Here is a 13,905-nt window from a genome sequence, read left to right on the forward strand (position 1 = left end):
TATTGCTTTATCCTCCCTAATTTTTCCCGTTAAACGACCGCCCCTTTCCCTGCGTAAATATTTGTTGCTATTTTCATTATAGACAACTACCTAACCGGCACTATCTAAATTCCTTAATCAGCCGACATTTTTCCCTGTATTGCCCCTCATAACTCAATACCATAGCAAAAAAGTTGTTAACAAATTCATTCGTTAACAACTTTTTTACTGTTATGATTTTTTTCAATAATTAAATGTTGAGTAACCGATCCTTCATTGAAGGACGTTTGCAAGTCAAATTGATCTGAAAAATCAACAATTTCTTTTACATATAACAATCCCCAACCGTGCTCTTCTGGGTTACTTTTAGAACTAAATTTGGTTTTCTTCATAACCCTAAAATCAAATTCGGCTTGGACACTATTTGTTATCACAAACTCTTGTGTTTCATTTTTATTGAAAATTGAGATAGCGAACATTTTCAATTCTGATTTTGCACTGTTTTCAATCGCGTTATCTAATAGAATAGCCAACAAACGAATCACAACCACTAAGTCGATTGATGTATCGAGAATAAATACTTCTGGCACATCAACAATCACTTTTAGTTTTGCTTGCTTTGCGGTATTAATTTTCATACTTATGAGTGCCTTAAGTTCCATATTTTTCAAACGATTTAACTTCATAAGTTCAAATTCTTCATTATCAATAATTTTTTTGGTTGGTGCAATCGTTTCTTCATAAATTCTTTTGATTTCCAGAATATCTTCGTATGAAATAGCAATTTGTAAACTATACAATAAATTTTTATAATCATGACGAAACATCGCTAGCTCTTCGTTAATGGATTCTATTTTTTCAGTATAAATCGTTAAATTATTCAATAATTGAGTGTTGATACGTTGTTCTTCCAAATAAGCTTCAATGACTAAGCCAATCAGAATTAAAAATAAACCTACACTTATTAATAACTCCAATTTAGAACTATTTACCGTGACAAATCCTCGCATAAAGTCAGGTGAAATCTCTGGCGAAATCAAAAACACAAAAAGTAACAACAGAATCAACAATAAAAGTAAACAACCAAAAAAAATTCGGCTATTTTCTAACACACGATTTAATCTTAAAAAAACACTATTGGGAATTTTTAAAGCAATCCAGATATTTATAAGCAACAGAATAACATTTGAGGCAATCCATAATAATTTATTTTGATAAATCTGTTGAAAAAAAACACTTAAAATCGTTTGCTCCGTGTAATTGATAAACGAAACCATAAGCAATGTAAAATAAGTATGGTGGCTTCCCTTCTTGATCCCACTTTATTTTATCAGCGACAAACAAAACTAAATCTATGTCCGAATAGTTTTTCTTCAGTGTTGTATGGCATTCAATAGCTGATAAAATTTCATTGTCTTCAATACCAAAATCCATTTTCGCAATAGACTTAGAAATTTTTTGATGAATTATCATTGGAAAGGCCATTTCTGCTTCGTTTAATTCAATCCCATATTTTTGTGCGACACTAATTCTCTGATTATTTGGATAAATCGCAGAGATATCGTGTAAATATCCTGCAATACTTACTTTTTCTGGACTAGTTAAATATTTTTCACCAAGTTGATAGGCATACTCTCCAACTTCCATACAATGATAATACGTCTTCTCACAGTTTTTACTCACTAAATATTGTTTAATTTCATTTTTCAACACCTGTTGATGATCCATTTCCACAGCCCTTTCTCATTCCGATTACTCTTCTAGATAAATAAAGTATACTCCTTTCATCCTCTAGCAACCTTTTATTTTTTATTAAATAAACAGCTAACTAAATTGAAAAAATTGAAACTTTTTGGTCCTCAAATTCGTCTATAACTAATAGGACGTTCAATTTTGTATAACGTGGAGGTGTATTTTTTAACTTTTTCATTAACCAAAGAGGAGTGAAAGTATGCGACATAAGAAAAGAAAATTCAAAATAAACGGGTATGTATTATTTAGTGCGTTAATCCTCATTGTTCTTGTTTTCATTCAAACGTTCCTATTAACTCAACCCAAGATAACAAGTAAAAATGATGATACTACGCAGACATCGACTAAAAATTCAACTGCAAAAAAAGATTCCCCGACCAAGTTAGAAAAGGAATCAACACACATGACTATTTCATCAAAAAAATATGCTTACTCAGCAGACAAAATCAGAAAATATATAACTGGAGAAGAACCTTACAAAGGTGAAAAATTAGTATTCTTAACCTTTGATGATGGCGTTAATAATCAAATAACCCCACAAATCCTAGATGCATTAAAAAAGTATAACGTCCACGCAACTTTTTTTCTTGTAGGAAATACCCTAACTTCCGAAAATCAAAAGATAGTGAAACGCGAAGTTGCAGAAGGACATTCAATAGGCTTTCATAGTTCAACTCATGATTATGCAACGTTATATCCAAACGGGATTGTCAACACTGAAGAAATACAAGCGGAAATAGCAACCATGGAGAACTCTCTTAAAAAAATATTGGGCGAAACATTTCAAACAACTCTCTGGCGATACCCAGGAGGTCATATGTCATGGGGAGGTACAGAAAAATCTGATGAATTATTCAAACAACTTGGCATCCATTGGATTGACTGGAATGCGATGGTTGGAGATGCGGAGCCGTTAGACAGACAGCCTACTACAGTCGCAGAAATGCTCGCTTTCCATCAACATTCACTTGAGGTCTATCCAGATTATAATATTAGAGTAGTCTTAATGCATGATTCAGTAGATAAGGAATTAACAAAACAAGCATTGCCACAATTAATAGAGTTTTATCAAGCAAATGGTTATCAATTTGGCGTGTTATATTAAAGCAACTCGGAGCACTAAAGGAAGCATTTCTGGTCTTAGCCAATGTTGATTTTTTGTTTAATTACACAAAAACGTCTCTATACTTTCTGATGTTGGTAAAAAAACTAACATCAGAAAGTATAGAGACGAAAAAAATAAAAATTTTTAGCCTTCTTTTTTATGACTTAACTATCCTATTTACCACCAAAATCACCATACACATTACCTTCTGCATCAGATATACGTTTACCTTCATCAACTTTTTTAAACTCTATTTTTTTCGTTTTTTTGTCCAATTGACCTATAATTTCATAGCTCTCTTTATTTTCTTGTATTTTAATATTTTTATATACCTTTTTTTCTGTTCTACTTGTTTTTTTTGTGTCTTCATTATTGGGATTAACTAAATATTCTTTTTCAAGCGTCATGGTTTTATCCTTGTTGAAAAAAATTGAACCTTTCGTTAGGTCTTCTTCTTTTTCAATAATCGTGGTGAGTATTAAAGGAAACGAACTGGCATTCAAAAGATTGCCGTTTTCTTTTTTGTTATTACTACAACCTACCAAAAACATGAAAAAAATAATACAACTAAAATACCCGATTTTTTTCATGATTACTCCCTCCTATTACATAAAGTTAGAATAGCTATTGTTCATTAATATCGACAATTCTTTGCGCCGGGCTTGAACCATTGGTAACGTAGCCTCCATAAGTACAGATATATCCTCTTATGTTTGGATCTTCTCCGTAGTCTTGCCAACGTTGAAGTTTTAGATTTCCTCTAAATTGACCATCATCATACCAATAGTAATTAGGTATACTTGCACCTTTTCTTATTGTAATGGTTTGGTAAATAAACTTAGTCGTTGTATTACTTAAAGAATAATTTGTATCAGAAATGAATTATCTCTTGGATCATAAGGTGACACTTTTTCAAACTCAGGAAGTTTTCTCTGTATTTGTACTTCAGGAGTATTCGCAAAGTAATCTACTATCTTGACAGTTATTAAAAGAATCACTACCCTCAAAACTATAGCAAACATAAAAATTATTCCATTCTAATTCTTCCATAATTATCATGTCCTTTTACAATTAATATACTTATTTTATCGTATATATTTTAAAAGGAAAAGAACACTATTTAAATAGCAAACGATTCTTAATTAAGTTTACTACTATTTTCTTGTATTCTTATAGCACCAACAGTTCTGCTATTTATTGGTTACTTGCTAAAATACTTATCTGTGTTCTTTGTATTTATTTCTTTTTGATTGAATATAAAAAACAAAAATCCTGTAACCATGGCCCTGAATAATTGACTTGCCAATACTATAACCCCATTCTGCTTATTCTCTAATTTCAACTGATATTGACAAACTAACGTAGTTTTTGTTTCTTGATCCAAGCACTTAACTGAAATTTCGGTTTTCAGTACTCCCTCTTTTTATCTTTCTAAATTTCCTCACACCTTCAATTTTCAAAAGATTTCTGAATCATTATCCAAAAACCTAATTTTCACACTTATGTGACTTCAAAAAAAGTCAATGTTGATTTTCTACTTAATTACACACAAAAACACCCTCTTGCTGAGCAAGAGGGTGTTCGTTTGTCGAATAGTAAAGATTAACGACGGATTTCTTTGATACTTGTGAAAAGTCTTTACAGTATTGATATAAAAGAATTTTTATTGCCTCTGACTACACTTTGACTAACCTATTAAAAAAATGTTTTTCAAGAATCCTGTAATACCAGTACTTTCACCATCTTTTTAACCTTCTAAAGAATTAAAAGCAGTCAGAGGCTTTAACTTTTCAGTTGATGTTAAATGGCGATATATTTTTGAGGTTGTACTGTCTGTATGACCTAAACGATCCTTTAAAACATCCCAACTGCAATACTCTGCCACTAAACTAGCCATAGTATGACGAGCCAAATGGGTGTGAAAATCTTTGTTAATTCCACATCGCTCTACACAACGTTTAACATGATCGTTTACATATTCACGACGATAAGGAACTCCACGCTTTCCAGGATCGAGATAAACAAATAAATAAGTTTCATCTACAACAAAATTACTATTTCTTTTTGTTTTATTTAATACATCAATTAATTCTTGTAATTTCTCCATTACTAATGGTGTGACGGGTACTCTTCTTGCAGAACTAACAGTTTTTGTAGTTTCTATTCGAAAATCTTTACTTTTTCCTTTTACTGCTGTCTGTTTATAAAACAAAATTTCATTTCGTTCAAAATCTATATCTTGAGGCTGTAAAGCAAGCGCTTCACTCACACGACACCCAGTATAAAACAAAACATGAAAAAGAACAGACATGGGTAACTCTTCATAAACTATCCCATAGTTTAAAAAAGCTCGTAATTCATCCACTGTTAAAAACTTATCTTCTAAACTGTTGACAGACTCTTTTAAATCTTTAAGAGATAACTGATATTTAGGCATTTTAACAAACTTCATTGGATTCTCATTTATCAAATTCTTTTTCTTACAATAATTAAAAACCATATTTAGAACCTGAACAAGAGATTGTAAACTATTTTTAGCATAACCAACATTAACGCCATCAATTCCCTTTTCTTTTAAAATGAAAAGGAATTTTTGTAGTTCTTCTGATGATAAACTACTTAATTTTTTACCACCAATCCATCGATTAAGTATTTTCACCTGTTCTTCTCGTTTATCATACGTTGCCACCTTTTGTTCGTTTAGTGATCGATAATATTCAAACCACTTTTGACTAACAACACTAAATTTATCATTACTAGCAAGCCTTTTTTGCTTATTTCTGTGTTGTTTTTCCATTTCAAGATAAGCAAGCTGAGCTTCACGTTTAGAATTAAAACCTCGTCTCGTAGTTCGAAAAGCCTGAAAGTACCAAGTAATTTTTCCCGTTGCAGTAATATGTTTTTTAAAACGACTCATATTTTCCATTTATTCTTACCTCCAATTACGAAGGAACCCAACAATCGGAAGTGCTTGAAAATCTTTCTATCTATGAAATAATTATACAACATGCAGACGAAAAGATAAATTCTACAATAATCGTAATAAACGAAACTGATCGCAAAAATATTCTTCATTTCCTTTTTTTACCCATTCTAAAATGTCATCTCTAAGGTAATGTCCTCTAATGCCAAACCAGCAGCTTGGAAAATCACCTAATTTTATAAGACGGTTTAAAGTACTATCACTTATTTGAAATTGTTCTTTTAAATCTTTATTCGTTAAAACTAATGGTAGTTGATTTATCCTCTTCATTTTATTATTAGAATCCTCTATCTTTTCTGGATGAAACAAATATTTTTCTAACTCTGATGAATTACTTTTATTGTTATTCTTCGACATGATTGTCTCTTCCTTTCTATTAACAATAATTAATCTATCAGCCACTTTTGTCAAAAGTACATAGGAATTTCACCTCTCCCCAAGTTTACGGCGAGCCTTACGGAAGTATCATTATCCCAACTTCAAATCATCGCTTTTTATTGACTATAAAAACTATTTCAGAATTTTAATCGCTCCTTCTTTACAATAAGAGATCATGGCGCAACTAAAATATGCTCCTTGAAGTGTTAACGTACTGATAGAATTTATTTAATTTTCAATGATCAATAGGTTTTCTAACTAAAAAACATATCTCTCAAATATTAGAAGATTCTTTTAGATAGCAAAAGTGGAAAGGGGACTTTTTAATTAGTTAACTTTAAATTTCAATATAGCCTCTATCAATTTAATTTCTAGCTGTCTTAGCATATATTCATCTACATAGGTAATAAATTGCCCCACCTCATTAAATCCATTTTTTAAACATAACTTAGTTATATAACCGTGGTAATGTTTAAGTATCATTTTGATTGAAATTGGGTCTTCTTTCAAAGCAGATAAGATAATAGATATAGGAACTAATGGGTAATGTTGGTTCCTTTGTTTGTCTACCATAAGCCATATTCCATTTTCAATTGTTCAACCGCTTTCGTTCGTTGATACCAGATACCACTTGTACTCATGTTGAAAATTTTACCGATCTCAGTATCATTAAAACCTGCAAAATAATAAAGTAAAACAATCTTTTTCCTTGTATCCGATAACTGATCAATTGCTGCTGATAACTTCTGATCTGAAATTAATATCTCCATTCCAAATAAGAAATAAACATCTTGCTCATCTAAATGAGTTTGTGAATACTTACCTTCATTTAAATCATTTAATGGTTCCTCATTTTCTTTTATTTTATCGTTTCGTTTTCGAATGGACTTAGCTTCATTGCGTAATACTTTTTTACAGTAGGCATCAAATTGGTGTTGTGTAGATATCTCATTGTTGTTTTGTTGCACGATCAATATGCTCCTTTATCCCCTTTCCACTAATACAACGATCAGAGAATACCTATTTTTCGAAAAACTAGAAGAAAATAAAGAAGATAATTGAAAATATCAATATAACAAAAAAGTCAGCATTCAATCCTAATTGTCTGATTGAATGCTGATTTTCTATGCTATACATGTAGCTTGAGTATTCCTTTTTAATTACTCACCAATAATCAATTAGGAATATTACTAAATTTGGAGTTATTTGTACTTGCTCAATTGATATTCTCAAATAACCTAGACTCTCATTTTTTATAGTTTCTTCGAAAAAAGCAATGTATCTGTGATGAATCTATAATTATACCTTTTATCAACGATCAAATGCTTAAATTATCTCTATCATTTAGGATGTTTATCGCGAATATAAGTCAATCTCAAAAGAAAGTGTAAATTATTCACTGCTTGAACCATAAATGAAAAGTAAAAATCATTCGAGACTTGTTGAGATAAATATTTGTGATGCGTTAGAATAAGTATTGAGATTTGGAAAAATCGCGACACATACAATGATTGGTTTGCTGCAATAAATTTAAACTAGCTGTCTATATGGTTATGGATATTTGAACCTATTTCAGAAAAATCATTAGTCAAAAGTTTCTTGACTATCGGTTGTCCACAAAAGATGAGCTCATTAATTTCTATCCCTTCCGTTTCAAAAATCACGATCTCATTTGTGCCTTTCTTCAAAAACTCTTTCGGACAATACAAGGAATGAATCGGTCCTCTTTGCCAGTAACGACCTAAATTGATACCGTTGACGATGACCACCCCTTTGCCATAGCTGCGGCAATCGATAAATGTATCCGCGAGGTCAGTCAATGTGAATTCAGCTTGATAAAAAGAAGGCTGGGCCGGATTTTTACCGGCAGTATAATCGATTTTTTTGAGTTGATCTGCTGACAATGTCAATGCATATTGCCGATAGCCTTGATGAAAATGGATGTCTTGCATGATTCCCCCACGAATGCCTTTCACTTGTGTCGGCCCATTCAATTTAAAGCCATAGTTCACTCGGCCTAAGTTCTCTACTAAAACATCTAGTTCAATCCATTCTTTCTCTGGCGTACCCTTGATCATCACTTCTTCCCCAAGGTTTTCTTGATATTGAATTGTCTGCAGGCTACCGTCTGCAAAAAGATGCAATCGGTCACTGGCCTCCACAACTTTGAGCTTATTTTCGTGATGATAATTTTTTAAGTTTACTGAATAAAGCATATACCCATAACCAGATTCTGCTTCTTCCATCGTTATTGGATACATCGTTTCTTGGGCCGTCATCATCTGGTCTTTTACCGCCAACAGTGAGACGCTGTTTTGCACAGGGAATGTTCCTAAAGAACCAAATGTTTTCCTGCGGGGCTCGGCTTGCCACACTTCAGGACATACTTCTTTAATGGCTCTTTGTACATGGAAGTATTTCTCAGTCGGCTCGCCAGCTTCCGTCAATAGCGCATCGTAGTCATAGCTAGTCACTTGTGGCAAATCCAACACACCACGAGCAGAACAACCATTATAAAAACCAAAATTGGTTCCGCCATGGAACATATAGAGATTCAATGAACCTAAGGCTAGCATATCCTTGACTTCATTAGCTAAATCTTGGCCATCACGCTTGATAATCGGTTCTCCCCAACGATTGAACCAACCGTCCCAGTATTCCATGCACATAATCGGCCACTTTTTGTCGTGTTTTGCCATAAATGCTTTCATCACTGTAGCGTTCTCTTTGGAATGACTGCCGAAATTTCCTGTCACGAAAACATCCTCTTCAATCAGTGTGCCCACATCCAGCACTTCTTCCCAAGCACCATCTGACGTAAATAACGGAACATCGATGCCAAATTCTTCCATCACCTGTTTTGTTTGCCGCAAATACTCTTTTTCCATGCCATAAGAACCATATTCATTTTCGACTTGCATCATGATGACTGGTCCGCCATGTGTCACTTGCAAAGGAACTAATTTTGGTAAAAGCACACTGAAATAAGTACGGACTTTTGCAATAAATCGTGGATCAGTTGAACGCAATCGCACGTGCTCTTTCAGCAACCAAGCAGGTAGCCCGCCGAATTCCCATTCCGCACAAATATAGACAGATGGCCGCAAAATCACCATCAAGCCAAGTTCTTGCGCCAATGACACAAAAGCAACGATGTCTTTCATGCCCTCAAAGTCATAGACGCCTTCCACTGGCTCATGCAGATTCCAAGGAATATAAGTCTCTATGGTATTCGCACCCAGTGCTTTCAAATTGTATAAACTATCTTCCCATTGTGCCGGTGTCATGCGAAAATAATGGATTGCGCCACTAATCAATTTAGTTGGTTTTCCATCTACCAAAAATTCTTCTTTTATCTCAAACGTTTGCATGTCTTCTCCTTCCTTAATATATCAAAAATGAGGCTTATCATACTTCTAATACACACTAACTACGACTTACTTAAAAATTATCCAATTTTCTTATTTGCCATTCTAACAAATGGCAAATAAATTAACGTGGTTAAAAATAAATTAATAATTGATAAAATAATTGATCTCCAATCAAATCCTGTCGAAAAGAATCCATATAAGACCGGTGGTATTACCCAAGTTACATTTTGTGTTACTGGAGAAACCCAACTTAAAATCTGTTACTAAATAAGCCACACTAGACATTACAGCAGGACATAACAAAAATGGAATAAATAAAATAGGATTTAATACAGTAGGTAATCCATACATTACTGGTTCACCAATATTAAACAAAACAGGCATAATTCCAAGTTTTGCAACTTCTTTATAATGACTATTTTTTGATACCCAAAAAATCGCAATTAATAAACCTAAAGTTGCATACCAGACAAACGATCCGTATGATACACTTGTCCAAACATAAGGAATAGTTTCATTGTTTTGATAAGCTTCTAAATTAACTAAAAGCGCTACTCCAAATACACCTTCCATAATAGGTGCCATAACATTTCCACCATGAATACCGAAAAACCAGAAAAATTGAACTAAGAAAGCAACTAATATAACAACAAAAAAACTTTGGGAAAGTCCTAACATAGGGCGTTGTAATATTTCGTAAATTACATCTGTTAAAATTTTTCCTGTAATTCTATTTAACAAAAATGTCAAAATAGCAATTATATAAAGAGAAACTAAAGCCGGAATAATTGATAAAAATGGTTTAGCGATAGCTGGAGGAACTGTATCAGGTAATTTAATTGTCCAATTTTTATTCATGAGTTTACAAAAAATAATTGAAGATAAAAAACCTATGATTATTGCGGTAAAATAACCATTTGAATTAATTTGTGTACCAGGCAACAATCCTGATATAGTCACATTTAAACTGTTACCTGTAACTGTTATTCCCTCAACATCAGTAAATAGTGTTGTTAAGTCAATATTATTATTATTCGATAAATTATAAGTTGAAGTCATAGAATTACTTATAGAAATAATAAATGAAGACAGGGCGACTAGTCCTGAAGACAAAGTATCTGTTTTATATATTTTAGCAATATTTACTCCTAAACAATAAATAAACAGTAAGGAAACAATAGAAATGCTTCCTTTTGATATCAAATTATTTATATCTACTAACCATTGAAAATAATCAGTAATCTTCTCATAGCCAAATTGCATAGGAAAATCTACTAAAAAAGCATTTAATAATATTGCAACCGAACCTGTCATTATTACAGGCATCGTACCCATAAATGAATCTCTTAACGCTACTAAAAATCGTTGATTCCCAATCTTAGTAGCTATAGGTAAAACTTTATTCTGGATTGTATTCATTATTTTCTCACTCATTATGATTGACTCCTTCAAAAAATAGTTAGAAAGCGCTATCTAATTATAGTATAGATTTTTTTGACCATTTGAACATGATAATCTATACTTAAAACATGGTATTTTCTTCATAGTTAGTTCTATAAAGGAGGATAATAATGGAGGATTTTTGGTATCATAATAAGTCAGTTTCTGCTCCAATTTCCCTTTCCCAATGCGGATATGAATCTTATCATCCCAATTCTTCTATTCGTAATTATATAGTTCAACAAAAATGGATATTTCATTATGTTTTATCTGGTAAGGGATTCTTAGAAGTAGAAGCTCAACATTTTGAACTTATAGAACACGATATTTTCTTTTTTTTCAAGGTCAAAAAGTGAAGTATTATACAGATAAAAAGGAACCTTGGACACTGATTTGGTTAGGTATACAAGGTGATAAGACTTCTGAATTTTTGAAAGAAACAACTTTACTAAATACTCATACAGTTAGCTTGACTAAGAATATAAATAAAAAACACACTATTGAAAATAGTATGTGAAAATAGAGAACTAATTGGGGTTTGTCAACTAAACTGTGGAAGTTAAATAGTTAAGAGTTTTTAACCACCATAATTCTCTCGGCTATTTTGAAATCAGATAAATTTTGATCGGACACATAGTTGAATAAACCTACCGTTGTTACGGAAGGTAAATCGCATACTTTTCATTCTAGAGGAGAAGGTCTCGTTGATCATTAACTGCTTAAGCACCATAGCCCAGTTTTGAATTCGACCACCTGACCACTTCGCGTGTAATTCTTTCGTGCGTAAATAAAGTAGTTTTAGGAGTGCATTCTCATTAGAGAACGCTCCTTTTTTTGTGACTTTTCTGAAGCTGGAGTGGACACTTTCAACCGCATTGGTAGTGTACATAATTTTTCGAATGGCACTACCATAATCAAATAGTTGTTCAACATGTGCAAAGTTCCGTTTCCAGACATCTACAGCACCAGAATAATGAGACCACCGATTTTGAAAACTGCCAAAAGCAGCATGTGCAGCGTTTAGAGAAGAAGCACCGTAGAACTTTTTCATATCTCGGCAGACTTCCTTATAGTCCTTACTTGGAATATAGCGCAATGCATTTCGAACAAGATGAACAATACAGCGCTGAACAATTACCGATGGAAAGATCGCTTTTGCGCCTTCTTCGAGGCCAGAAACACCGTCCATCGAAATGAAAAAGACATCTTCGACACCACGTGCTTTCAGTTCATCAAATACTTGCATCCAGCGATTTTTAGATTCTGTTTGATTTAACCATAATCCTAAAATCTCCTTATTTCCTTTGAGATCATAGCCAAGAATGGTGTATACAGCATATTCTTTGGCTTCATAATTTTCTCGTAAAGTAACATACATACAATCAACGAATAGAAAGGCATAACACTTTGCTAGGGGGCGGGCTTGCCATTCTTCCAATTCAGGAAGGACAGCGTCAGTGATATCTGAAATCATTTCATGGGAAATATCAAAGCCATAGATAGCTTCGACGGTTGCGGCAATATCTCGTTGACTCATTCCTCGTGCATACATGGAAAGAACCTTCCCTTCGATGTCGGAGACATCTCGTTTTCTCTTAGGAATTAACTCTGGTTCAAAGGAAGCTTCCCGGTCTCTAGGAACATCAATAGCTACTTCACCAAAACTGGTTTTAAGCGTTTTAGTTCCATAGCCATTTCGACGGTTATCGTGTTCCTTAGGCTCTTTAGAATGGGCATCATAACCTAAATGATTATTCAATTCTCCTTGAAGCATTTTTTCAAAAAGGGGCCCAAACACATCTTTCAAAGCATCTTGCATGTCATCGACAGATTCAGGTTGATAGGCATTCAGAATGGATTCAGCTAACTTTTCGGCATCAGGATTTCTTTTCTTTCTAGCCATCGTGTAATCACCTCTTGATCTTATTGTAGAAAAAGAAAAACCGCGAAGCAACCACCTGCCTAGGATTAATGGTTACTTACACGGTTTACATTACACTCTCATCATTAAAAAAGTATCTTTCGATATTACTAAAAAATGAAATTATCTATTTGAAATTTAAATCTGATAATATATTGAGTGTTCCAATGAGGGCTTTGATCCTATTATCCATATCTTTTTCAGTTTTAATATTGATACACATTATAAGAAAAAGAAACTTTTGGTTAATTTATTTCATCCCAGTGCAAAATATAAAAAAGTAAAATAGACCATAGGCAATAGATTAACAATTAATATAATACAAGCAAATATTCTATTCATTGTATTTCTGCTTTCAAAAAGTTCTAATATTGAAAGTATAATTCCACAAATGCCTATAATAAGTATGGGAATAAGATTAGAAAATAACACCCCGAGCCAATCTGTGAAAATTACTATATTTACTAATATCCCTATTAACATACCTATCATATTTATTAAATCAATTTTTTTCATTAGATATTTCTCCTTTATTAAATCTGAAGTACTTATATTAAAATAATTCTAAACTATTTACCTCAAAAAGTGCAATAAATTATTTCTGAACAATAAAATGATAGTCAAAACAAAAAAATATTGTTAATCGTTCAGAGCCATCCACCATTTTTACAATTAATGTATTCATATAAACTATTTACGATACTATAATAAAAGCATTATAGTTATTTATAAATAATTAAAGCAACTAATAATTCATTCAAATCGCCTTTGTTCGCTAGAGTCTTTAGAATTTCTGTAGTAAAATCGTTCATATGGAAGTCCTCTTTTCTGTGAATGTGTTGTGGTAACTCTATTCTACAGAAGGGACTTCCTTTTTTCTATTTACACAAAATATTTTACACTCTCAATTGAAGAATTTCATCTATTGGAATGGCAACACTTTTTTTGACAAAAATTATAAGGTGTTGTGAATGCT

13 protein-coding genes and 1 pseudogene are annotated in these 13,905 nt (G+C 32.6%); 3 read left to right on the top strand and 11 right to left on the bottom strand.

The genetic code is table 11. The features are described from left to right. Positions 1-185: 185 nt before the first annotated feature. Positions 186-1,268, bottom strand: a pseudogene (gene fsrC, locus PYW42_RS07890) (sensor histidine kinase FsrC); the annotation flags it as partial. Next, entirely contained in the window at positions 1,186-1,707 is a 522-nt protein-coding gene (gene yqeK / locus PYW42_RS07895; protein WP_002384417.1) for a bis(5'-nucleosyl)-tetraphosphatase (symmetrical) YqeK, read from the bottom strand. The pseudogene fsrC and the gene yqeK, both read right to left, overlap by 83 nt. A gap of 223 nt (positions 1,708-1,930) precedes the next feature. Here yqeK and PYW42_RS07900 point away from each other — a divergent pair, with 223 nt between their 5' ends. Continuing rightward, a complete protein-coding gene (locus PYW42_RS07900) occupies positions 1,931-2,836 on the top strand; it encodes a polysaccharide deacetylase family protein (protein ID WP_002360101.1) in 906 nt (301 codons plus the stop codon). Positions 2,837-3,009: 173 nt separating this feature from the next. On the opposite strand, the gene PYW42_RS07905 is transcribed toward PYW42_RS07900, so the two are convergent. The 7 genes from PYW42_RS07905 to PYW42_RS07935 all read right to left on the bottom strand — a co-directional run bounded on the left by PYW42_RS07905 (position 3,010) and on the right by PYW42_RS07935 (position 11,002). After that, positions 3,010-3,426 (bottom strand): hypothetical protein, encoded by a 417-nt coding sequence (locus tag PYW42_RS07905; protein WP_002360100.1) that lies wholly within the window; start codon positions 3,424-3,426, stop codon positions 3,010-3,012. Between the two features lie 1,157 nt (positions 3,427-4,583). Continuing rightward, complete coding sequence (locus PYW42_RS07910; protein WP_002297659.1) at positions 4,584-5,762, bottom strand: tyrosine-type recombinase/integrase; 1,179 nt, start codon at positions 5,760-5,762, stop codon at positions 4,584-4,586. Positions 5,763-5,864: 102 nt separating this feature from the next. Beyond that, positions 5,865-6,176 carry a helix-turn-helix transcriptional regulator gene (locus tag PYW42_RS07915; RefSeq protein WP_002297662.1) on the bottom strand — a complete coding sequence of 104 codons (312 nt, stop codon included), beginning with the start codon at positions 6,174-6,176 and terminating at the stop codon, positions 5,865-5,867. Between the two features lie 348 nt (positions 6,177-6,524). Continuing rightward, positions 6,525-6,770, bottom strand: a complete 246-nt coding sequence (locus tag PYW42_RS07920; protein ID WP_002360096.1) for a helix-turn-helix domain-containing protein — start codon at positions 6,768-6,770, stop codon at positions 6,525-6,527. After that, positions 6,764-7,165 carry an RNA polymerase sigma factor gene (locus PYW42_RS07925; protein WP_002297668.1) on the bottom strand — a complete coding sequence of 134 codons (402 nt, stop codon included), beginning with the start codon at positions 7,163-7,165 and terminating at the stop codon, positions 6,764-6,766. The genes PYW42_RS07920 and PYW42_RS07925 overlap by 7 nt, the downstream gene beginning before the upstream one ends. 567 nt (positions 7,166-7,732) lie before the next feature. Continuing rightward, on the bottom strand, positions 7,733-9,568 hold the full coding sequence (locus PYW42_RS07930) for a glycoside hydrolase family 35 protein (RefSeq protein ID WP_002297670.1): 1,836 nt from the start codon (positions 9,566-9,568) through the stop codon (positions 7,733-7,735). A gap of 171 nt (positions 9,569-9,739) precedes the next feature. Beyond that, the gene (locus tag PYW42_RS07935; RefSeq protein WP_002330923.1) at positions 9,740-11,002 is read right to left on the bottom strand and encodes a PTS sugar transporter subunit IIC; all 1,263 of its coding nucleotides are present in this window, start codon (positions 11,000-11,002) and stop codon (positions 9,740-9,742) included. Between the two features lie 137 nt (positions 11,003-11,139). On the opposite strand from PYW42_RS07935, the gene PYW42_RS07940 reads away from it, so the two are divergent. Then, the gene (locus PYW42_RS07940) at positions 11,140-11,364 is read left to right on the top strand and encodes a cupin domain-containing protein (RefSeq protein WP_002360092.1); all 225 of its coding nucleotides are present in this window, start codon (positions 11,140-11,142) and stop codon (positions 11,362-11,364) included. Further along, entirely contained in the window at positions 11,361-11,525 is a 165-nt protein-coding gene (locus PYW42_RS07945) for a cupin domain-containing protein (RefSeq protein ID WP_002298159.1), read from the top strand. Before PYW42_RS07940 ends, PYW42_RS07945 begins: the two co-directional genes overlap by 4 nt. Positions 11,526-11,618: 93 nt before the next feature. Here the strand turns inward: PYW42_RS07945 and PYW42_RS07950 are convergent, their stop codons facing one another. Together PYW42_RS07950 and PYW42_RS07955 are read right to left on the bottom strand one after the other, a co-directional pair. Next, positions 11,619-12,911, bottom strand: coding sequence for an IS256 family transposase (locus tag PYW42_RS07950; protein ID WP_002298157.1), 1,293 nt, complete (start codon positions 12,909-12,911; stop codon positions 11,619-11,621). A 273-nt stretch (positions 12,912-13,184) separates the two neighbouring features. Further along, positions 13,185-13,445, bottom strand: a complete 261-nt coding sequence (locus PYW42_RS07955) for a hypothetical protein (protein WP_002313174.1) — start codon at positions 13,443-13,445, stop codon at positions 13,185-13,187. Between the last annotated feature and the right edge of the window lie 460 nt (positions 13,446-13,905).

It is taken from the genome of Enterococcus faecalis (assembly GCF_029024925.1).
Classification (GTDB): domain Bacteria; phylum Bacillota; class Bacilli; order Lactobacillales; family Enterococcaceae; genus Enterococcus; species Enterococcus faecalis.

Excerpts from the sequence above, each read along its gene's own strand:
- PYW42_RS07930 (WP_002297670.1), bottom strand. The coding sequence starts at position 9,568 with ATGCAAACGTTTGAGATAAAAGAAGAATTTTTGGTAGATGGAAAACCA.
- PYW42_RS07915 (WP_002297662.1), bottom strand. The coding sequence starts at position 6,176 with ATGTCGAAGAATAACAATAAAAGTAATTCATCAGAGTTAGAAAAATAT.
- PYW42_RS07905 (WP_002360100.1), bottom strand. The coding sequence starts at position 3,426 with ATGAAAAAAATCGGGTATTTTAGTTGTATTATTTTTTTCATGTTTTTG.
- PYW42_RS07900 (WP_002360101.1), top strand. The coding sequence starts at position 1,931 with ATGCGACATAAGAAAAGAAAATTCAAAATAAACGGGTATGTATTATTT.
- PYW42_RS07910 (WP_002297659.1), bottom strand. The coding sequence starts at position 5,762 with ATGGAAAATATGAGTCGTTTTAAAAAACATATTACTGCAACGGGAAAA.
- PYW42_RS07920 (WP_002360096.1), bottom strand. The coding sequence starts at position 6,770 with ATGGTAGACAAACAAAGGAACCAACATTACCCATTAGTTCCTATATCT.
- PYW42_RS07955 (WP_002313174.1), bottom strand. The coding sequence starts at position 13,445 with ATGAAAAAAATTGATTTAATAAATATGATAGGTATGTTAATAGGGATA.
- yqeK (WP_002384417.1), bottom strand. The coding sequence starts at position 1,707 with ATGGATCATCAACAGGTGTTGAAAAATGAAATTAAACAATATTTAGTG.
- PYW42_RS07940 (WP_002360092.1), top strand. The coding sequence starts at position 11,140 with ATGGAGGATTTTTGGTATCATAATAAGTCAGTTTCTGCTCCAATTTCC.
- PYW42_RS07935 (WP_002330923.1), bottom strand. The coding sequence starts at position 11,002 with ATGAGTGAGAAAATAATGAATACAATCCAGAATAAAGTTTTACCTATA.
- PYW42_RS07950 (WP_002298157.1), bottom strand. The coding sequence starts at position 12,911 with ATGGCTAGAAAGAAAAGAAATCCTGATGCCGAAAAGTTAGCTGAATCC.